The organism is Subdoligranulum variabile, from assembly GCF_025152575.1.
In the GTDB taxonomy this organism is placed as follows: domain Bacteria; phylum Bacillota; class Clostridia; order Oscillospirales; family Ruminococcaceae; genus Gemmiger; species Gemmiger variabilis.
This window is the reverse complement of sequence record NZ_CP102293.1, coordinates 531,723-550,322: the sequence shown is the minus strand read 5'-3', so window position 1 is coordinate 550,322 and position 18,600 is coordinate 531,723. Positions and strand designations below refer to the sequence as shown.

Annotated in this window: 19 protein-coding genes; 15 read left to right on the top strand and 4 right to left on the bottom strand. The window is 59.9% G+C overall.

Annotated features, from left to right (window positions below; all coding sequences use genetic code 11):
- Window positions 1-111: 111 nt before the first annotated feature.
- The 5 genes from NQ490_RS02825 (at window position 112) to glgB (ending at window position 5,588) form a co-directional block, all read left to right on the top strand.
- On the top strand, window positions 112-678 hold the full coding sequence (locus NQ490_RS02825; protein WP_040917795.1) for a TetR/AcrR family transcriptional regulator: 567 nt from the start codon (window positions 112-114) through the stop codon (window positions 676-678).
- A gap of 96 nt (window positions 679-774) precedes the next feature.
- A complete protein-coding gene (locus NQ490_RS02820) occupies window positions 775-1,287 on the top strand; it encodes a PTS sugar transporter subunit IIA (protein ID WP_007047321.1) in 513 nt (170 codons plus the stop codon).
- A 108-nt stretch (window positions 1,288-1,395) separates the two neighbouring features.
- A complete protein-coding gene (locus NQ490_RS02815; RefSeq protein ID WP_007047320.1) occupies window positions 1,396-1,977 on the top strand; it encodes an Ntn hydrolase family protein in 582 nt (193 codons plus the stop codon).
- Window positions 1,978-2,335: 358 nt separating this feature from the next.
- Window positions 2,336-3,697, top strand: a complete 1,362-nt coding sequence (mgtE, locus tag NQ490_RS02810) for a magnesium transporter (RefSeq protein ID WP_007047317.1) — start codon at window positions 2,336-2,338, stop codon at window positions 3,695-3,697.
- A gap of 112 nt (window positions 3,698-3,809) precedes the next feature.
- Window positions 3,810-5,588, top strand: a complete 1,779-nt coding sequence (gene glgB / locus NQ490_RS02805; RefSeq protein ID WP_040917794.1) for a 1,4-alpha-glucan branching protein GlgB — start codon at window positions 3,810-3,812, stop codon at window positions 5,586-5,588.
- Window positions 5,589-5,636: 48 nt separating this feature from the next.
- Here glgB and NQ490_RS02800 read toward each other — a convergent pair whose 3' ends face one another.
- Complete coding sequence (locus NQ490_RS02800; protein ID WP_007047315.1) at window positions 5,637-6,686, bottom strand: aldose epimerase family protein; 1,050 nt, start codon at window positions 6,684-6,686, stop codon at window positions 5,637-5,639.
- Window positions 6,687-6,698: 12 nt separating this feature from the next.
- Window positions 6,699-7,016, bottom strand: a complete 318-nt coding sequence (locus NQ490_RS02795; RefSeq protein WP_007047314.1) for a YerC/YecD family TrpR-related protein — start codon at window positions 7,014-7,016, stop codon at window positions 6,699-6,701.
- A 222-nt stretch (window positions 7,017-7,238) separates the two neighbouring features.
- Here NQ490_RS02795 and NQ490_RS02790 point away from each other — a divergent pair, with 222 nt between their 5' ends.
- From NQ490_RS02790 to NQ490_RS02780, 3 genes are all read left to right on the top strand, one after another.
- Window positions 7,239-7,625: a DUF3592 domain-containing protein gene (locus NQ490_RS02790; RefSeq protein ID WP_007047312.1), complete on the top strand. Its 387-nt coding sequence runs from the start codon at window positions 7,239-7,241 to the stop codon at window positions 7,623-7,625.
- Between the two features lie 105 nt (window positions 7,626-7,730).
- Window positions 7,731-9,095 carry a DNA recombination protein RmuC gene (locus NQ490_RS02785; protein ID WP_040918149.1) on the top strand — a complete coding sequence of 455 codons (1,365 nt, stop codon included), beginning with the start codon at window positions 7,731-7,733 and terminating at the stop codon, window positions 9,093-9,095.
- A 45-nt stretch (window positions 9,096-9,140) separates the two neighbouring features.
- Window positions 9,141-9,989, top strand: a complete 849-nt coding sequence (locus NQ490_RS02780) for a DegV family protein (RefSeq protein WP_007047310.1) — start codon at window positions 9,141-9,143, stop codon at window positions 9,987-9,989.
- Window positions 9,990-10,047: 58 nt separating this feature from the next.
- Here NQ490_RS02780 and NQ490_RS02775 read toward each other — a convergent pair whose 3' ends face one another.
- Both NQ490_RS02775 and NQ490_RS02770 read right to left on the bottom strand, forming a co-directional pair.
- Window positions 10,048-10,182 (bottom strand): hypothetical protein, encoded by a 135-nt coding sequence (locus tag NQ490_RS02775; RefSeq protein WP_007047309.1) that lies wholly within the window; start codon window positions 10,180-10,182, stop codon window positions 10,048-10,050.
- 13 nt (window positions 10,183-10,195) lie between these two features.
- Window positions 10,196-11,329 carry a sodium ion-translocating decarboxylase subunit beta gene (locus NQ490_RS02770; RefSeq protein WP_007047308.1) on the bottom strand — a complete coding sequence of 378 codons (1,134 nt, stop codon included), beginning with the start codon at window positions 11,327-11,329 and terminating at the stop codon, window positions 10,196-10,198.
- A 341-nt stretch (window positions 11,330-11,670) separates the two neighbouring features.
- On the opposite strand from NQ490_RS02770, the gene NQ490_RS02765 reads away from it, so the two are divergent.
- From NQ490_RS02765 to NQ490_RS02735, 7 genes are all read left to right on the top strand, one after another.
- On the top strand, window positions 11,671-12,213 hold the full coding sequence (locus tag NQ490_RS02765; RefSeq protein ID WP_007047306.1) for a sigma-70 family RNA polymerase sigma factor: 543 nt from the start codon (window positions 11,671-11,673) through the stop codon (window positions 12,211-12,213).
- Window positions 12,214-12,352: 139 nt separating this feature from the next.
- Window positions 12,353-12,631: a zinc-ribbon domain containing protein gene (locus tag NQ490_RS02760; protein ID WP_040917792.1), complete on the top strand. Its 279-nt coding sequence runs from the start codon at window positions 12,353-12,355 to the stop codon at window positions 12,629-12,631.
- A 174-nt stretch (window positions 12,632-12,805) separates the two neighbouring features.
- Window positions 12,806-15,073, top strand: a complete 2,268-nt coding sequence (locus tag NQ490_RS02755) for a DUF2142 domain-containing protein (RefSeq protein ID WP_040917791.1) — start codon at window positions 12,806-12,808, stop codon at window positions 15,071-15,073.
- 29 nt (window positions 15,074-15,102) lie between these two features.
- A complete protein-coding gene (locus NQ490_RS02750; protein WP_007047303.1) occupies window positions 15,103-15,309 on the top strand; it encodes a DUF1858 domain-containing protein in 207 nt (68 codons plus the stop codon).
- Window positions 15,296-15,970: a class I SAM-dependent methyltransferase gene (locus NQ490_RS02745; protein WP_040917790.1), complete on the top strand. Its 675-nt coding sequence runs from the start codon at window positions 15,296-15,298 to the stop codon at window positions 15,968-15,970. The genes NQ490_RS02750 and NQ490_RS02745 overlap by 14 nt, the downstream gene beginning before the upstream one ends.
- Window positions 15,961-16,719 carry a Nif3-like dinuclear metal center hexameric protein gene (locus tag NQ490_RS02740; RefSeq protein ID WP_007047301.1) on the top strand — a complete coding sequence of 253 codons (759 nt, stop codon included), beginning with the start codon at window positions 15,961-15,963 and terminating at the stop codon, window positions 16,717-16,719. Before NQ490_RS02745 ends, NQ490_RS02740 begins: the two co-directional genes overlap by 10 nt.
- A 30-nt stretch (window positions 16,720-16,749) precedes the next feature.
- Window positions 16,750-18,504, top strand: coding sequence for an Rqc2 family fibronectin-binding protein (locus NQ490_RS02735; RefSeq protein WP_007047300.1), 1,755 nt, complete (start codon window positions 16,750-16,752; stop codon window positions 18,502-18,504).
- The last annotated feature ends 96 nt before the right edge of the window (window positions 18,505-18,600 follow it).

Genomic DNA, 18,600 nt, shown 5'->3' with positions numbered 1-18,600 from the left:
AATGCACATAAAAACGGGAACTGGATGAAAAAACTTGACATTTATGTCAAAAAACGTTATGCTTTATGTATAAAACCCTGTCCAAAGTACCCTGGAAAGGTGGTGCATGCGATGAACGCCAAAGGCGATGCCAATCGCAGTGTGCGCATGACCAAACAGCGGCTGTACCAGGCGCTGATCAGCCTGCTGCAAAAAAAAGACCTGCGGGAGATCACCGTTCGGGAGTTGACCGAACTGGCCGGGATCAGCCGTGGTACGTTTTATTTCCACTATGCCGATATTTATGCCCTGATGGAACAGATGGAGGCGGCCCAGCTGGATCATCTGTGTGAACTGATGGATGCCCTGGTGCCCAACATCTCCCAGGATGATGTTCCGCCCGCGCTGGTGGCGCTGTTCCACTATCTGAACGACAATCCGGATGTCTGCCGTGCGCTGTACGGCAAAAGCTGGGAGTCTGAGTTTACCCGCAGCGCCAAGGAGATGATCGCCAAGCGCTGCCTTGGGCAGCTGACGCCCGACGGCGGTACGCCGCGGCAGCAGTATCTGCTGGCCTTTGCCATCAACGGATGCTTCGGCAGCATTGCTGCCTGGCAGACGGCGGGGTATCAGCCTTCCCCCGACGAGATGGCGGCAATCACCTGGCAGGCGATCCGCGCGGTGAAAGAACTTTTGTGAAGACCAAATTTTCGTTGCTTTCTGCGGAGGAGTGCGTTATAATAATCACATACCACCTGCCCGCGCCGCGGGTCAGACAAAGGAGAGTTGTACATCATGGGATTTTTTGACTTTTTGAAAAAGAAGCCGGAGGCTGCTCCGGCAGCGCCCTCTTTTCCGATGACGCTGGCGGCGGACGCCAAGGGCACCGTCGTTCCGATGGAACAGATTCCCGACGAAGTGTTTGCGCAGGGAATTTTGGGCAAGTGCTGCGGCATTGATCCCACCGAGGGCAAGGTTTACGCCCCGGTGGACGGCACCATCACCCAGGCACCCGGCAGTGGCCATGCCCTGGGTCTGGAAGGCAACGGCGGCGTGGAAGTGCTGATCCACGTGGGCGTTGACACCGTCGAGATGAAAGGCGACGGCTTCAGCCCCAAAGTCAAGGAAGGCGACAAGGTCAAGAAGGGCCAGCTCCTGCTGGAGATGGACCTGGCCAAGATCGCAGCGGCCAACCATCCGGCGGTGGTCATCACCGTCGTCACCAACACCGACGACTTCAAGGACGTGGAGCTGGTGGCTTCCGGCAGTGTGGAGCCGGGCGCCGATCTGCTGAAGATCAGCAAGTAATCAGGCATCTTGTAGGGCGCACCTTGCGGTGCGCCCTATTTGTATGGTACAATACCAGACGGCGGGGGCGGCAGCCTGCGCCCAACCTGAAGAAAAGGAAGTTGCCCTATGAGTGCGATTTTAGCCGTATGCGGCGAAGCCTTCTGCGCCATGGTCAGTGACGGCCGCATGGTGGAGGAACCCATCACCGGCCAGCAGCCCAAGGTCGTCAGCGAGGATGTGCCCAAGGTCCGTAAAGTCAACCGGAATGTGCTGGTGGGTTTTGCGGGGGATACCCTGGCCGCAGTCCAGATCATCAATGCGCTGGACGAATACAACACCCAGTATCTCACGCTGGAAAAGATCGTTAAGATTCTTTGCCAGAAAGCGCCCTCGGTGCGGGTGCAGCCGGTAGGGGTTCGCCTGCTGGTGGGCGGACGCAACCGGAAGGGGCAGTTTGTCCTCACCACGCTGGGAAGTGCCGAACAGTACGTGCCCCAGACCCAGCCCGCCCGGGCGGGGGCCTATCTGATCGAGGGGGCCTGTTCCCACACCGAGATCGGGCCTTGGCTGGAGCAGGAGGTCAAGCCCCAGGCTGCCCAGTGGAAGAGCCTGGACGACGTGGCCCATACGCTGGATGCCTGTATTGCCAAACTGGCCGAGCAGGACAAGAGCGTGAACACCACTTATTTCCGGGAACTGGTCATGTAAAAAAATACCGCGCAGCAGCGTCAGCAATACAAATTTGGCAGAGATTCACACCGAATTCAGGCGTGAATCTTTTTTTGTGAAAAAATGTCTGTTTTGGGGTTGACGAAACCTGTGCCCAGGTGGTAAAGTAGGGGCGGGTATGAAGATCTGCTATTACAATATAACGAAAAAGAGAGGTGGTTGTCATGGATACGCCCAGTAGTCCCAGTCCCGTGTACCGATGTATCAATATGGCAGCCATCCTGTTTTATTGTAGGGGGAGAAGCCTTGCCTGGCGCTGAGTGCCGGACTGGGCTGTGCTTTGCATTGCCCTGGATAGGATAGAATGTGCTGCCGCCGAAAAGGAGGCAGTTTTTTTATGTCTGATACTGCAATCATGACGCTGAAAACCATGCTGGCCAACCTGGACGATGCCAAGAAGTACCAGAGCCTGCGTGATGTGATGGAGACCCTGCCCGCCCCCGACCTTGCCGCTGTATTTGAGGATCTGCCGCCGGAGAAACTGCCGGTGCTGTTCCGGCTGTGCCCCAAGGATCTGGCCGCGGAAATCTTTGCCGAACTTACCCCCGAGACCCAGCAGAATCTGATCGACGGCCTGACGGATAAGGAACTCAAGGCCGTGGTGGATGAATTGTTCGTCGACGATGCGACGGATCTGGTGGAGGAGATGCCTGCCAGCGTTGTCAAGCGCATTCTTGCCCAGGCCGACCCTGCGACCCGCCGCATGATCAACGAACTGCTCAAATACCCGGAAGATTCCGCCGGCGGCGTGATGACCACCGAGTTCATGGAGCTGCGTCCCGACATGACGGTGACCCAGGCCATGGACGCCATCCGAGCCAACGGCATTGACAAGGAGACCATCAACAACTGTTACGTGACCGACAAGGACCGCACGCTCATCGGCGTGGTCTCGCTTCGGGCGCTGGTGCTGGAGAAGGACCCCAAGCGGACCATCCGTGATCTCATGGATGCCAACGTGGTCAGCGTTTCCACGACCACCGACCAGGAGGATGTCTCCCAACTGTTTGAAAAGTATGGCTTTCTGGCCATCCCCGTAGTGGACGCCGAAAAACGCCTGGTAGGTATTGTGACCATCGACGACGCCATCTCCATCCTGCAGGACGAGGCCAGCGAGGACTTCGCCAAGATGAACGCCATCGGTCCCTCCGACAAACCCTACTTTAAACAGTCTATGTGGGATCTGTACAAGAGCCGTGCCCCCTGGCTGGTTTTTCTGATGATCAGCGCCACCTTCTCCAGCCTGGTCATCCGGGGCTATGAGAGCGCCCTGGCAGCTGTCACGGTGCTCACCGCCTACATTCCCATGCTTACCGACGCCGGCGGCAACGCGGGCAGCCAGAGTACTTCCACCATCATCCGCGGTATGGCGGTGGGGGACATCAAGCCCCATGATCTGCCGCGCATCCTCTGGCGGGAATGCCGGGTTGCACTGCTCTGCGGCCTGACCCTGGCGGTGTGCAATTTCGGCAAGCTGCTGATCTTTGATCGCGTCTCGGCACCTGTGGCCCTGGTGGTCTGCCTGACCCTGATGTGTACGGTGCTGTTGTCGCAGCTCATCGGCGGCCTTCTGCCGGTGCTGGCTGAAAAGCTCAAGATCGACCCGGCGGTTATGGCGTCGCCTCTGATCACCACCATTGTGGATACCACAACGCTGCTGGTCTATTTCAACATTGCCAAAGCGGTTCTGAAAATCTGAATATCTTGAACACTGTGTTCAAATTTGTGCTTGTACCATACCGGTAGGTATGGTACAATTTTTTATATTTGACATCTGTCTTTTTCATGATAAGATAACAGGAGAATTTCTCATGGAGCTGCAGGATTTTTATACCGGTAGGGCTTTTGACGCCTATACTTTTTTCGGGGCGCATCCCCATGCGGGGGGCACGCGGTTTGCGGTATGGGCGCCGGCGGCCAGGCGGGTACAGGTGGAAGGCCCCTTCGGCACAGCAGATCTCATCCAGACTCGTTCCGCAGTCTGGGAGGCAGACGTGCCCGGCGCGGAACCGGGCATGGCCTATCAGTATCTTGTCACCGGGGCGAAGGGGTGGACCGTTGCCCACTGTGACCCCTACGGCTTTGCCATGACACTGCGCCCCGACGGACGCAGCATCATCGCGGAAATGCCACAGGGGTTTACCGACGAAGCCTGGATGGCCGGCCGCACCAAATGCTTTGACCGGCCCATGAACATTTACGAGGTACACGCCGGCAGCTGGAAGCGCAAACCGGACGGCAGTTGGTACAGCTATGCGGAACTGGCCGAGCAGCTGCCCGCCTATTGCCGGGAGAACGGTTTCACCCACATTGAGCTCATGCCTTTGGCGGAGCATCCCTTTGACGGCAGCTGGGGATACCAGGTGACTGGCTTTTATGCCTCTACCAGCCGGTACGGCACCCCGGCGGATCTGGTGCAGTTCATCAATGCCTGCCACCGGCAGGGAATCGGTGTGATTCTGGATTTTGTGCCGGTGCACTTTGCGGTGGACAGCTACGGCCTCAAGGAATTTGACGGCACATCGCTCTACGAGTATCCGGCTGCAGCGGTGGGACAGAGCGAGTGGGGCAGCTGCAACTTCATGCATTCCCGGGGCGAGATCCGCTGCTTCCTGCAATCCTGCGCCGATTATTGGCTGCGGGTCTTCCACGCTGACGGTCTGCGGATGGATGCGGTTTCCCGGCTCATCTACTGGCAGGGGGAACCGGCCCGGGGTGTCAACGGTTCGACCTTGGAATTCCTCAAAAATATGAACCAGGGGCTGCAGCAGCGGCATCCCACGGCAGTGCTGATCGCTGAGGATTCCAGCAACTATCCCAAGGTCACAGCGCCGGTGGAGTACGGCGGCCTGGGTTTTGACTACAAGTGGGATCTGGGCTGGATGAACGACACGCTGGACTATTTCCGGAAAAGCAGCGGGGAGCGCAGGGAGAATCTGGGCAAACTGACCTTTTCCATGCTGTATGCCTGGAATGAACATTATATCCTGCCCTTCAGCCACGACGAAAACGTCCACGGCAAAGCAACCATTGTCCAGAAGATGTACGGCGACTACGACGGCAAGTTCCCCCAGGCCCGGGCCCTCTACCTGTATATGGCGGTACATCCAGGGAAAAAGCTGGATTTCATGGGCAACGAGTTTGCCCAGCTGCGGGAATGGGATGAGAGCCGCGAACAGGACTGGATGATCCTGTCCTATCCCAACCACGATGCCTTCCGGCATTTCCGCGCGGCACTCCACCAGGCTTATCTGGACAATGAGGCTTTCTGGGCCCGGGAGTATAATCCGGCGGCGTTCCGTTGGGCGGACTGCGACCACGGAGCGCAGAACGTCTGCGCCATCCTGCGGGAAGGACATCGGAACAAGGTGCTGGCGGTCTTCAATTTCGGGACGGAAGCCCAGCCGGACTATACGCTGGATCTGCCCGCCGGCCGCTGGACGCTGCTGCTGGACACTGACTGGCAGTGCTGGGGTGGCACCACCGTTCGGGAAGCCCAGCCGGCTACGGGGATCATCGATGAAAACACCCCCTTCTCTGTGTCCATGCCGCCCTACAGTGGCAAACTGTACCGGCTGGAGGAAAAATAACAGCAACAAAAAGCGCCTGCCCGGCAACCGGGCAGGCGTTTGCAGTTTTTATTGCGGGGCCAGATCGAAGCGGTAGATGGTGGTGGAGCTGTAGGGCGTATCCGGCAGCACCGTGGTATCCGGGAAATCCGGATGGTTGGGAGCGTCGGGAAACTCCTCGGTTTCCAGGCAGACGGCATCGCGCTTCTGGTAATGAGCGCCGTCCTTGCAGGCGGTGACCGGCGCCAGATGATTGGCGGAGTACAGCTGCATACCGGGCAGGGTGGTCAGCACCTCCATCCGGATGCCGGTCAGGGGACCGGTGACCCAGGCCGCATGGCGCAGGCCGGTGTCGCGGATGATGTAGCAGTGGTCGTACCCGGACCCCTGCTTCAGGGCGGGGTAATCCGCTTCGATGTCCAGACCCAGGGTCTTTTCCTCGGTGAAGTCCATGGGGGTGCCGGCCACCGGAATGCGGCGGCCGGTGGGGATGCTGCCGTCATCGGTCTCCAGGTAGGCGTCGGCATCCACGCTGATGCGGTGGCCCAGCGCGGTGCCGCTGTCATGGCCGTTGAGGTTGAAGTAGCTGTGGTTGGTCAGGCTGCAGACTGTAGGCGCATCGGTGGTGGCGGTGTAGTGGATCATCAGCCCGCTCTTGACGAGCTTGTACTGAATTTCCAAATCCATGTTGCCGGGGAACCCGTCGGTGCCGTCGGGACTGTGGGCGGTCATCGTGACACTGTCCGTCTCGCCGGCGGTGGGCTCCACCTCAAAGACCGTGTGGCAGAATCCGTGCAGACCGCTGTGCAGGCAGTTGCCGTTCTCGTTGGGCGTTATGTGGACGATCTCCTCATACAGCGGGAACTGGGCCCCGCCGATGCGGTTGGCAAACCGGCCCACTGCCTTGCCCATAAAATCGGTATTCAGTTCGTAGTCGGGGACTGTAGGGTAGCCCAGCACCACATCCACCGGATTGCCGTTGCGGTCGGGGACAAGGATCTTGTGAATCAGGGCTGCATAGGTCAGAAGATGTACTTCCAGCTGGTCGTTTTTCAGTACCACAAGCCGGACGGGTTCCCCGCTGGTCGTTTTGCCGAAAGCGGTGATCGAAACAGACATGACAGTTCCTCCTTAGGCTTCGTCGTCCGGCTTCTGCCGGGCCAGATCTTCACGGACGCTGGCGGCCACGCTGCCGGTGCCGTAGTTGAGCATGCGGTTGACCCGGCTGACCGTGGCACTGGAAGCCCCGGTCTCCCGCCGGATCTCGCTGTACACCTTGCCCTGCAGAAGACACCCCGCCACAGCATAGCGCTGCTCCAGGGTGCGCAGTTCGGTCACGGCGCACAGATCGTCAAAAAAGCGGATGCATTCATCCAGGGTGTTCAGTCGCAGAATCGCCTCATACAGAGCGGTGCTGCGTTCTTCTTGCTGCGGAGTTTGCGGGCGCATAGGCGCCTCCTTCTGTCTTTGTAAATATTGCTCCAAGATTGGAGTGTTGTTGAACTCATTCTAGCAAATGTGCCCAACTTAGTCAATACTTTAAACAGGAAAAGCAGCCGCTGCCCATTTGGAAGTCCCCTCTAAGGGATATTTGCCGGTCTCCCTCTTGCACCTTTCTGCAAAGCAGGGTATGATAATACCATATTGTGAAACGGGAAAGGAAAACAAACCATGCCGATGCCATTGATGATCGTCTACCGGGTGCTGGGCATCCTGTTTTTGGCTCTGGCCGTTGTTACCCTGTGGGAAAAGTACCGCACGGTGCGGGGTGCCACGCTGCTGCCGGGGCGGATCCTGGCCTGCCGCAAGGCGGAGCGTACCAATCCGCGCCAGGGGGCGGGCGGATACCGTTACCTGGTGGAAATCCATGCCGGCGGTGAGCGGCTGGAACTGGAGACCAACGATTCCTTCTGGTTCAATCACGACAGTCAGAAGGGCAAGAGTGTGCTGGTATGGTACAATCCCCAGCGCCCGGTGCTGGAACGCAAAAGCCTGGAAACCGAACTGCTGGCGCTGGCCATCGGAGCGGCGGGGGTCGCACTTCTGCTGATTCATTGACGAAAAAGGTCGAGACATCGACCAGAAGATTGAACACTTGTACTTGGTATCAGGTGGCCGGATGTGGTATACTTTGCCCAGGGCCGCCGGAAGGATTACAAACTTATGGAATGGATTTTGTATCTGCTGCTGGCGCTGGCCCTGCTGGGAGACGTGCTGCTGGCGGTACTGCTGGTGCGCAGCGGCCGCAAGCCGCCCAAAGGCGACACGGCGGATGATTTTGTGCGGGCGATGACCCCTGTGCTGCAGGGAGAAACCGACCTGCTGGCCGAACAGCTGCGGGCTATGCAGGGAGAAACCGCCCGCACCACCACCGCGAGCCTGCGGGATTTTTCGGCGGTACTGGCGGAGAACCAGCGGCAGAACGCCTCGGCCAGCACGGCACGGCTGGAGTCCATCGACCGGGCGGGTGCCGCCCGCCAGAAAGCGGCCAGCGATGCGCTGCTGGCCCAGCTGACCATGCTGGAAAACCGGCTGAAAAACCTGGAGGATTCCAACGCCACCCGGCTGGATGGCGTACGGGGCGCACTGGTACAGGGACTGAACGTCATCCGGGCCGACAATAATAAGAAGCTGGACGAGATCCGCGGTACCGTGGAGGAAAAGCTCCAGGACACCCTGCAAAAGCGGATCAACGATTCTTTCCGTACGGTCAGCGCGCAGCTGGAACAGGTCTACAAGGGCCTGGGCGAGATGCAGAACCTGGCCGCCGATGTGGGCAGTCTCAAGCAGGTGCTCTCGGGGGTCAAGACCCGCGGCATTCTGGGAGAGGTCCAGCTGGGGGCCATTCTCGAACAGATCCTGGCGCCCGGTCAGTACGAGACCAACGTGGCCACTGTGCCGGGCAGCAACAACCGGGTGGAATTTGCGGTCAAGCTGCCGGGGCAGAGCGGCACGGTCTGGCTGCCCATCGACGCCAAGTTCCCCGGCGATACCTATGCCCACCTGCAGGCAGCACAGCAGCGGGGGGATGCGGCGGCTACCGCCGCCATGCGCAAAGCATTGTACAGCGTGCTGCGCCAGGAAGCCAAGGATATACACGACAAATACATCGAGGTGCCCTACACAACCAGTTTTGGCATTCTGTTCCTGCCCTTTGAGGGGCTGTATGCCGAGGTGGTTTCCAGTGGAGTGACCGAAACGCTGCAGCGGGATTACCAGATCACGGTGGCGGGACCCTCCACCATGGCGGCGCTGCTCAATGCCCTGCAGATGGGCTTCCGAACCCTGGCCATCCAGAAACGCTCCGGTGAGGTATGGACAGTGCTGGGCGCCGTCAAAACGGAATTTGAAAAATTCGGTGCCGGTCTGCAGCAGATGCAGCGGCACCTCAACCAGACAGGTTCCGATCTGGAGGAACTCATTGGCCCGCGCAGCCGGGCCATCACCCGCAAACTGGAAGCTGTCCAGCAGCTGGACCCCGACACGGCGGCCGGCCTGCTGGGTATCCAGGAAGACCCCAAACCGTAAACGGCATGCCTGCCGTTCCATCAACCTGCAAAGCGAGGGAAGATTATGATCCGCATCATTACCGATTCCGCCGCCGACCTGACGGCACAGGACCTGGCACAGCCCGGCGTCTATGTGGTTCCCATGTCCATCACCTTTGAGGACGGCTCCTCTGTGGAGGATGACGGCCGGATGACCAAGGATGAATTTTTCAAGCGGCTGGCCACCGACAGCAAGCTGCCGCGCACCAGCCAGCCCAGCCCGGCCGCCTTTATCGAGGCTTTCACCGATGCCGAACTGGCGGGGGACGAGGCCATCGTCATCACGGTGGGGCAGAAACTGTCCGGTACCTACCAGTGCGCCATGCTGGCCGCCAATGACGTGGACACGCCGGTCTATGTGGTGGATTCCGAGACAGCTACCCAGGGAGAGGCTGTAATCCTGCGCGAGGCGCTGCGCCTGCGGGATATGGGACTTTCCGCCCAGCAGATCGTCGATGTGCTGGAACGCTTCAAAAAGCGGGTGCGCATCATTGCCGTGGTGGACAGCCTCAAACATCTGCAGAAAGGCGGGCGTGTTTCGGCTGCGGTGGCCATTGTGGGCGGTGCGCTGGGAATCAAGCCGGTGATCTCGCTGTACGAGAGCACCGTCAAGCTGGCTGGTAAGGGCCGCGGACGTCCCGGTGCCCTGGTGGCGCTGTTCAAGCAGCTGGACGAGCTGGGCGGTATTGATACCAATTACCCTTGTGTCGTGCTGTACAGCGATGACAAAGCTACCGCCGGCCCCGTACATCATTACCTGACCCAGAACCTCAAACTGGAGGGCGTGCGCACCTGCCAGATCGGCGCCACCATCGGCACCCATGTGGGCCCTCGTGCCGCGGGCATCGTCTTCGTGGCCAAGGAACCCGTCTGATTTTTCCCAAAACAAACGGCCCCGCAGCTATCGGCTGCGGGGCCGTTTTCTATGAAATTCAGGATTCGTTGCTGTGATGGGTCACCTTATTTAAAAGGTAAACCGCCAGGATGATGACCCCGATGACGAGAAAGATGCCCAGCATCCCCACAAGCATCATCGGCAGGGTCGTAGCAAGCGATGCAATGTTCATACAGCAATCCTCCTTACATGCCCATCAGGGTGAGGATCAGGCCGCCGGCGATGACCGACGCGATCTGCCCCGAGACGTTGACGCTGATGGAGTACATCAGCAGGAAATTCTGATTGTCCTCGGCCAGGCCCATCTGGTTGACGACGCGGCCGCTCATGGGGAAGGCCGAGATGCCGGCGGCACCGATCATGGGGTTGATCTTTTTGTCTGCCGGCAGGAAGAGGTTCAGGAACTTGGCGAAGAAGACACCACCCGCCGTGTCGAAGATGAAGGCCACCAGACCCAGGGCCAGGATCAGCAGAGTGTCGGGCTTGACGAATTTGTCGGCGGTCATCTGTCCTGCAACGGTCAGGCCCAACACGATGGTGATGAGGTTGGCCAGCACATTCTGTGCTGTCTCTGACAGGGAGTTGAGCACGCCGCATTCCCGGATCAGATTGCCGAACATCAGGAAGCCCACCAGTGCCACGCTGGCAGGAGCCACAAGACCGGCCAGGATGGTCACCACAATGGGGAAGAGGATCTTGGTGGTCTTGGTCACGCTGCCCTTCTTGTAGGGCATGCGGATAAGACGCTCTTTTTTGGTGGTGCACAGGCGGATGACCGGCGGCTGTACGATAGGTACCAGGGCCATGTAGCTGTAGGCGGCCACCATGATAGCGCCCAGATACTTGCTGCCCAGTGTGTTCGCCACAAAGATGGCGGTAGGACCGTCGGCAGCGCCGATCACCGCGATGGAGGCTGCATCGGGCAGATCAAAGAAGAGACCGGCCACCGCCAGCGTAAAGAAGATGCCGAACTGGGCTGCTGCGCCGAAGAGCATGAGCCAGGGCTTTTCCAGCAGAGGGCCGAAGTCGATCATGGCACCGATGCCGATGAAGAGCAGCAGCGGGAACAGTTCGTTGGACATGCCCGCCTCAAACAGCGCGGTGATGGGTCCCTCGGTGTCGCCCTGGGTGATGGCACCGGACAGCGGCAGATTCACAAGAATCGCGCCGAAGCCCATGGGCAGCAGCAGACTGGGCTCCATTTTCTTTACGATGCCCAGGTAGATCAGCAGGCCGCCGATGACCCACATGACCACCATCTGCCAGGTCAGGTTGCCGAAGTTGGCAAACAGGCCGGCGAAGGTTTGTACAACGTTCATACAGAGGTTCCTCCTTTGTCTGTGTGGGGAGCAACAAAAAAGACTTTTGCCGCAATCGTACACCGACTGCGGCAAAAGTCTCAGTGCTTGGGTAGGACCCCGGGGACACAAGGTACCCGTGATGACGAGGCCGAACGCACGGTTTGCAGATGCACAGCCGTGCCGCTTACTCCCTTTTACCTGTATTTTTCAGTATAGCAGTTTGCCCCGCGAATTACAAGCCCCCGGAATGCACAAAACAACGGCGAGAGCTTTCGGCAGGCTGCATAAAAAATGTTTGACAAATGCTGCCATTACGGGTATTATAAAGGTGTTCGCATCTGCCTGATGGAGAAGTTTTCATGCAAAAAGTGGACGATGACCTGCTTGTGCGTGCACAGCAGGGGGACGATACCGCCCTGGCCGCGTTGATTGCCCGTATGATGCCTGCCATCCGCAAGGGGGCGGCGGTCTACCGGGCGCCCGGTCTGGACTTTGAGGACGCGGTACAGGAAGGCCTGATCGGTTTGTTTCAGGCCGTGCGCGGCTACCGGTCTGCTGCCGGAACGCCGTTTGCCTCCTATGCCGCTACCTGCATCCATCATGCCCAGCAGGACGCGCAGCGCGCGGCCCTGCGCAAGAAGCATGCGCCGCTGAATTTCAGCGTGCCGCTGCCCGATGCCGAGAACATTCCCCAGCCGGGGCCGGAGGAACTGGCCATTGCCGGGGAACGCTACGCCGACACCCTGCAGCGCATGCAGACCGAACTTTCGGTGCTGGAACGCCGTGCACTGGTGGCAAGCCTTCATGGGCAGCCGGTAGCCCAGACCGCCCGTACGCTTGGCACCACTCCCAAGGCGGTGGCCAATGCCCTGGCCCGTGCCCGCCGCAAGCTGCGCGGGTAAGCCCCATTTGGATTCAGGCATCTGCCTGGTCATATATCAACCTGCCCCCAGTAGCGCCTAAAATCAGTTCGTTGGTCCATTCCATATGTGTTGGTTTAGATTCTTCCGCGGGCAAATACAAACAGAGGAGATACCCATTATGTTCGAAGACAAGACTTTGGTATGCAAGGAATGCGGCAAGGAGTTCGTCTGGACCGCCGGCGAGCAGGAGTTCTACGCCAGCCGTGGTTTCGAGAACCAGCCCCAGCGCTGCAAGCCCTGCCGCGATGCCCGCAAGAACGCTACCCGCGGTGAGCGCCAGATGTTCGACGCCGTTTGCGCCAGCTGCGGCAAAGCCTGCAAAGTTCCTTTCCAGCCGCGTGAGGACCGCCCGGTCTACTGCAGCGAGTGCTTTGCGAAGATGAAAGAGAACGGCTGATTTTGCGCGTGTAAACGTGTAACACGAGTTTGAATTTCCACTCCGCGCCCCGGTCGGTTCCGACTGGGGCGCGGTTTGTTGTTCCCCCTGCCAAGTGAGGATTTGCGCTTTTCCCGCAGTTGCGGTATAATAGCAGCGATCAACGCAAATCCTGTAAGAAAGGCGGCGATACCTTTGCCGAATTCTTCCCGTATCCGCCGGGGCTTGCTTGCCTTGCTGGCAGCTTTGCTGGCGGCGATGGCCGTCTGGCTGCTCTGCCGTTGGGTTGGATACGATCTGCAGGATCGTCTGGGTAACCAGCCCGTCTATGAAATTCTGAACGATGACTACAGCCAGGTCATCGATATTCCGGAAGAGGGGCTTACCCAACAGATTACGCTCCGGGCCGGACAGTCGTTCTATGGTGTGCGGCTGAACTTCAGCACCCACGGTCAGCTGTACAAGTCGGGGATGCTCATGGTGGACGTATTTGCGGAGGACGGTACCCAGATTGCGCAGGCCGCAGGAAATTTCCTGAATATTTTTGACAACACCTTTACTGCTTTTACAGTGGAAAATCCCTATATCCCCGAAGAAGACGAGGTTCTGACGGTTCACCTGTACAACGCTGTCCCTTGGGACGGTCCTTTGGGCCTCTGGGCCAGCGAAGGGGAAGTGGATGGCATGCCGCTGTATCGTGGTGACGCGGACGGGGAACCGGTGGATGCCACGCTGGCGATTCAGCTGGTGGCGGACTATTCCGGCCCCTGGCCGGCAGAGTTGGCCGAAAGGTTGACGGCCCCGCTGGTCACTGCCGCGTTTGCCGCTGTATTTCTGGCCGTGCTGCACGCGCCGCTGGCGCTGCTGGTGGCGGTGGCAGGCCTCGCACTGGGATGCGGTTTCCTCCAGGTGACACCGGCTCTGGTGGCTCCAGATGAGTACACACATCTGGCAGCGGCCTATGAGAGGGCCAGCGTCTGGAGCGGCCAGCAACCTGCCGACGAAAGTGGGAATCTGCGGGTGCGTGCCTGCGATGCTCCCTATTTCAGAACCAAAACCGGGGAGATCGGAATATTTGCCTATAAGGCACAGGCGCAGGCTGCGCTGCAGGATACCGGCAGTCCCAACGAATTGACGCAATCCAGCCAGGCAGAAGCCGGGCAGGGAAGCGGGAACTACTGGGCGCAGGCGTTCGGCATCTGGCTGGCCCGGCTGCAGGGCAAAAACTTTTACACCATGCTGACCTGGGGGCGCATGGCCAACCTGGTTCTCTACCTGGTTCTGGCGGCGGCCGCCGTGGCCATGGCACCGGCCGTACTGCGTGGGATTTTCGCCTGCGTGGCGCTGTTGCCGATGTCCCTGCAGCTTGCAGCCAGTCTTTCTCCCGATGCATCCGTGCTGGGGACGGTCTTTCTGTTCACGGCACTTTGCATGGCGCTGCGGTCCCGCCGCGCTGCCCGGTGGCAGCTTGTGCTGCTGGCTGTTCTGGCGGCGGCAGTGGCACCGGCCAAGGCCATTTATCTGCCGGTTGTTCTTCTCTGTTTGACCATCCCCGCGGAAAACCTTGATCCCCGCCGGACATCCGCGGCGGCAACGCTTTCACTGCGTGGTCTGTCGGTTCGCCCGGGGCGGCTGGTGCAGCTGGGCATCCTGCTGCTCGCCGGAATGCTCTGGACCCTTGTCAACCTGTCGGAACTGGCCTATGCAGCCCGTGACATGAACCGCGCTGTGTTGGCTGCCGGCGGTCTGGCTGTTCTCACTCTGCTGGTGTTGGTCTGTGTGCTCTACCGGCGATTGCGCAGCACATCAACGGGACGACGGTGGTTCTGGCGCGGCATGGCTGCGGTTGCGTTCATTGTTGTGGTGGGTGGTGTTTGCGCCCTTTCCCACATGGGCGGAGGCCTGACACCAGACCAGCTCCTGATGGTGAATCCCAACGGTGATTCCATCTGGACTTTCTCCTTCGGCTATATCTGCCGCAATTTGAACGCCACCGTCAAACTGCTGCTGCGCACGCTGCCCGAGCAGGGCGCGCTCTGGCTCCAGGGGCTGCTGGGTACGACGCTGGGGGAACCCATCGTCTACCGTATCGATGTCAGCTGGTTGATTGGTGTTGGTCTGTTGCTGGCTTTGCTGGCAGCCGCCCTGCCCCGGCAGGAGGAACCTCCATTGTTGGCGCGCCGAACATCCTGGGGAACGGTGGGCATTCTGGTCTGCGTGGTGCTGGCGGTTTTTGCCGCGGCCCTCAACTGGACTCCCATCAACTACCAGACACTCTTCGGCATGCAGGGACGTTACCTGCTGCCGGTTCTCCCGCTGGCCCTTCTGCTTGTGCATAACGGCCGCCAGCTCACCCTGCGCCGCGGTGCCGCCCATGGAGCGGTACTGTCGGTAGTCATGCTTACTTTGTTGACCCAGCTCCAGGGGTTCAGTCTTTACGCCTCCTGGCAGCCGGTTTCATAAAAAACTTGCATCAGAAAGGAACATTTCCCATGACTGTTACGAAAGATACCATCATCGCCGAGATCCTCAACAACGACCCCGCCCAGGGCTGCGTGCCCATCTTCCTGGCCACCGGCATGCACTGCCTGGGCTGCATGGCCGCCCATGGTGAGACCGTCGAGCAGGCCTGCGCCGTTCACGGTGTGGATGCCGACGCCCTCGTGGCCCAGCTGAACGATTACTTTGCACACCAGTAATCCGCCGCGGCTGGATGCCCGTCTGGCGGCAGCCTTCGCCTATGTACGGCCGGGGCATGCTGCTGCGGACATCGGCTGCGACCATGGCAAATTAAGCGCCGCACTGGCGGGCAGCGGTCGCTGCCCGCTTGTTTTGGCTTGTGACCTTCGTCCCGATCCGTTGGAGAAGGCCCGCCGACGCTGTGCGCCCTACGGGGAGCGGGTTCAGTGCCGGTTGGGCAGCGGCCTTTCGGTGGTGGCGCCGGGGGAGGTGGATGACATTGTCATCGCCGGCATGGGCGCCGAAACCATTATGGAAATACTGGAAGCGGCCCCCTGGGTCTTCGATCAACGATATAACCTCGTTCTGGTTCCGGCCACCAAGCACAGCATTCTGCGCCGCTGGCTGGCGCGCCGTGGCTTCGAGATGCGGGGGGAAACCCTTGCCCAGGCGGCCGGGCGGTGGTACGCGGTCATGAACGCCCGGTATGCCGGCACGGAACATGAACCGGACGGTTTGGAATGCCTCTGCGGCAAAACCGAGGGGCAGCCGGGCTTCGGGGCCTACTGTGCCCAGCAGAATGGCAAATTGAAAAAATACCGTCTGGGACTTGCACCCGGTGCGGAGGCCGACGCGGTGGATGTCCTTATACAAGAATTGGAGAAACGCTCATGTCTGTGACTGTACAGGAAATTTTGCAGGAACTCAAAACCATTGCGCCGCCGGAACTGGCCTGCAGCTGGGACAACGTAGGGCTTCTCGTGGACGCGGGACGCCCGGTGGACAAGGTGCTAACGGCTCTGGATATCACGGCCGATGTGGTGCGGGAAGCTGCCGCCGCAGGCTGCCAGCTGATCGTCAGCCATCATCCGGTGATTTTTGATCCCATGAAGCGGATTACAGCGGCGGACGTCCCGGCCATGCTGCTGCAGAACGGTATCTCGGGTATCTGTATGCATACCAACCTGGATGCGGCGCCCGGCGGTGTCAATGACACGCTGGCGGATCTTTTGGGAATCTCCCGGGAGGACCGCCGCAATTTCGCGGAAAACTGCGGCCGAATCGGTACGGTGCGGCCTACCACCACCGGAGCTATCGCACAGTTCTGCGCCGAAACGCTGCACAGCGGTGTGAAGTTTGTGGACACCGGCAGGCCGGTGACCCGCCTGGCGGAAGTCAGTGGCGGCGGTGGCAGCTACCTGCAGGAGGCCATCGACGAAGGGGCCGATTGTCTGGTTACCGGTGAAGCGGCCCATCATATTGCGCTGCTGGCCAGGCAAAAGGGGGTTGGCCTGGTGGTGGCAGGGCACTGGGGCACCGAGCAGGGAATTGCCGACGTGCTGGCAGCCCGGCTGCATACGGCGTTCCCGCAGTTGGAAGTGCGTCATGCGTCGTCGGACACCGATCCGTATACGTATCTGAACGTTTGATGCCGGCCATGGGCCGGAAGGAGTGAAACTATGTCTTTGGATGCCGCAACGCTGGCGCTGGTCGCCGACGAACTCAAGGCGACGCTGCTGGACGCCAAGATCGACAAGATCTTCGAGCCCACCCGCGATGAAGTGCTGGTGACGCTGCGCACCCGCACCGATACCCATCGTTTGTTGCTGTCAGCCCGCAGCGGTTCGGCCCGCGTCTGTCTGACGAAGGAATCTTTTGAGAATCCGCTGACGCCCCCGGGATTCTGTATGCTGCTGCGCAAGCACCTGACGGGCGGACGGCTGATTGACCTTCGTAGGGAGCCGGGGGACCGCATCGTGTACTTTGACTTCCGCTGTACCAACGAGATGGGCGACCTGGTCACCAATACCCTGGCGGCGGAACTGATGGGCCGCTATTCCAACCTCGTGCTGGTACAGAGCGGCCGGATCATCGATGCTCTCAAGCGGGTGGATTTTGAGGACAGCGAGGTCCGGCAGCTGCTGCCCGGTCTGCCTTACACCCTGCCGCCCAAACCCAACCGTCCGGATTTCCTGGAAACCAGCGCGGCCTCTATCGTGGCGGCTGCCTGCGAGAAGGACCTGCCGGTAGCTTCGGCGCTGGGCAAGGTCGTGGCGGGCGTCGGCCCCATTGTGGTGCGGGAGGCTGTCTGCCGGGCGCTGGGAGAAACCCCGGCCCTGGCCTGCGATCTTGGCAGCGCGGAGCGCAGCAAACTGGCGGCGGCACTGGATGCGCTGAAGGAGGAGCACGCGGCGGGCGGTACGCCCACGGCGGTGCGGCTGCCCCAGCCGGACGGCACAGCCAAGCCGGTGGAGTTCAGTTTCTTTACGCCGCGCCAGTATGGAACCGAGGCCATCCTGACCCAGTATCCCACCTACAGCGAGATGCTGGAGGATTACTACGCCACCAAAGATCGCGCCGAACGTCTGCGGCAGAAGAGCCGGGAACTGTACAAAGCCGTGCACAATATGCATGAGCGTGCGGTGCGCAAGCAGGCGGCCCGCAAAGAGGAACTGGCTCAGTCAGCCAAGGCAGATACATTGCGTCTCTACGGGGAATTGCTGCAGGCCAACCTCTGGGCCGTTCACAAGGGCGACCGCCAGGTGACGGTGCAGAACTACTATACCGGCGAGGACGTGACCATCCGGCTGGATCCGCGCCTGGGTCCCAACGAGAATGCCCAGAAATATTTCAAGGACTATAAGAAAAAGCAGACGGCTCACGCCATGCTGCAGAAACTGCTGGTGGACGGCGAAGCAGAGATCGAATATCTGGGAACGGTACTTTACGAGGTGGAATCAGCGCCCGGTGAGGCGGCTCTCAACGAGATCCGCGCTGAACTCAAGAGCCAGGGATATCTCAAGTACTACAAACAGCGGGACCGCAAGCAGAAACCGGCGGATTTCCTGCGGTATATCTCCAGTGACGGGTTTGAAATTCTGGTGGGCCGCAACAATCTGCAGAACGACAAACTGACGCTGCACACGGCCCGGGGCAAGGATCTGTGGTTCCATGTGCAAAAAGCGCCGGGCAGTCACTGCGTGGTCATGAGCCACGGCGAGGATATTCCCGATACCACCAGACAGGAGGCGGCCGAACTGGCGGTGCTTCACTCCAGCCAGAACGGCGGCGCCAAGGTGGCGGTGGACACCACCGAGGTGAAAAACATCTGGAAAGCCAACGGCGCCAAGCCCGGTATGGTGCTGTACAACGTGTACACCACGGTGTATGTCACGCCCCGTCCCGGTCTTGAAGAGCAGCTGAAAAAACACTGAAATGTAAATTGTATGACAAAGCCACATACCGCCTGTGCGGTGTGTGGCTTTTGTGGTATACTGAAGAAAAAAGATGAATCGTCCCGGAAGGAGGCC

What these genes read in the sequence shown, in the direction of transcription:
- NQ490_RS02825 (WP_040917795.1), top strand. Translation starts at nt 112, where the DNA reads ATGAACGCCAAAGGCGATGCCAATCGCAGTGTGCGCATGACCAAACAG.
- NQ490_RS02775 (WP_007047309.1), bottom strand. Translation starts at nt 10,182, where the DNA reads ATGAACATTGCATCGCTTGCTACGACCCTGCCGATGATGCTTGTGGGG.
- NQ490_RS02795 (WP_007047314.1), bottom strand. Translation starts at nt 7,016, where the DNA reads ATGCGCCCGCAAACTCCGCAGCAAGAAGAACGCAGCACCGCTCTGTAT.
- NQ490_RS02740 (WP_007047301.1), top strand. Translation starts at nt 15,961, where the DNA reads ATGTCTGTGACTGTACAGGAAATTTTGCAGGAACTCAAAACCATTGCG.
- NQ490_RS02815 (WP_007047320.1), top strand. Translation starts at nt 1,396, where the DNA reads ATGAGTGCGATTTTAGCCGTATGCGGCGAAGCCTTCTGCGCCATGGTC.
- NQ490_RS02790 (WP_007047312.1), top strand. Translation starts at nt 7,239, where the DNA reads ATGCCGATGCCATTGATGATCGTCTACCGGGTGCTGGGCATCCTGTTT.
- NQ490_RS02785 (WP_040918149.1), top strand. Translation starts at nt 7,731, where the DNA reads ATGGAATGGATTTTGTATCTGCTGCTGGCGCTGGCCCTGCTGGGAGAC.
- glgB (WP_040917794.1), top strand. Translation starts at nt 3,810, where the DNA reads ATGGAGCTGCAGGATTTTTATACCGGTAGGGCTTTTGACGCCTATACT.
- mgtE (WP_007047317.1), top strand. Translation starts at nt 2,336, where the DNA reads ATGTCTGATACTGCAATCATGACGCTGAAAACCATGCTGGCCAACCTG.
- NQ490_RS02780 (WP_007047310.1), top strand. Translation starts at nt 9,141, where the DNA reads ATGATCCGCATCATTACCGATTCCGCCGCCGACCTGACGGCACAGGAC.
- NQ490_RS02770 (WP_007047308.1), bottom strand. Translation starts at nt 11,329, where the DNA reads ATGAACGTTGTACAAACCTTCGCCGGCCTGTTTGCCAACTTCGGCAAC.
- NQ490_RS02820 (WP_007047321.1), top strand. Translation starts at nt 775, where the DNA reads ATGGGATTTTTTGACTTTTTGAAAAAGAAGCCGGAGGCTGCTCCGGCA.
- NQ490_RS02735 (WP_007047300.1), top strand. Translation starts at nt 16,750, where the DNA reads ATGTCTTTGGATGCCGCAACGCTGGCGCTGGTCGCCGACGAACTCAAG.
- NQ490_RS02760 (WP_040917792.1), top strand. Translation starts at nt 12,353, where the DNA reads ATGTTCGAAGACAAGACTTTGGTATGCAAGGAATGCGGCAAGGAGTTC.
- NQ490_RS02750 (WP_007047303.1), top strand. Translation starts at nt 15,103, where the DNA reads ATGACTGTTACGAAAGATACCATCATCGCCGAGATCCTCAACAACGAC.
- NQ490_RS02765 (WP_007047306.1), top strand. Translation starts at nt 11,671, where the DNA reads ATGCAAAAAGTGGACGATGACCTGCTTGTGCGTGCACAGCAGGGGGAC.
- NQ490_RS02800 (WP_007047315.1), bottom strand. Translation starts at nt 6,686, where the DNA reads ATGTCTGTTTCGATCACCGCTTTCGGCAAAACGACCAGCGGGGAACCC.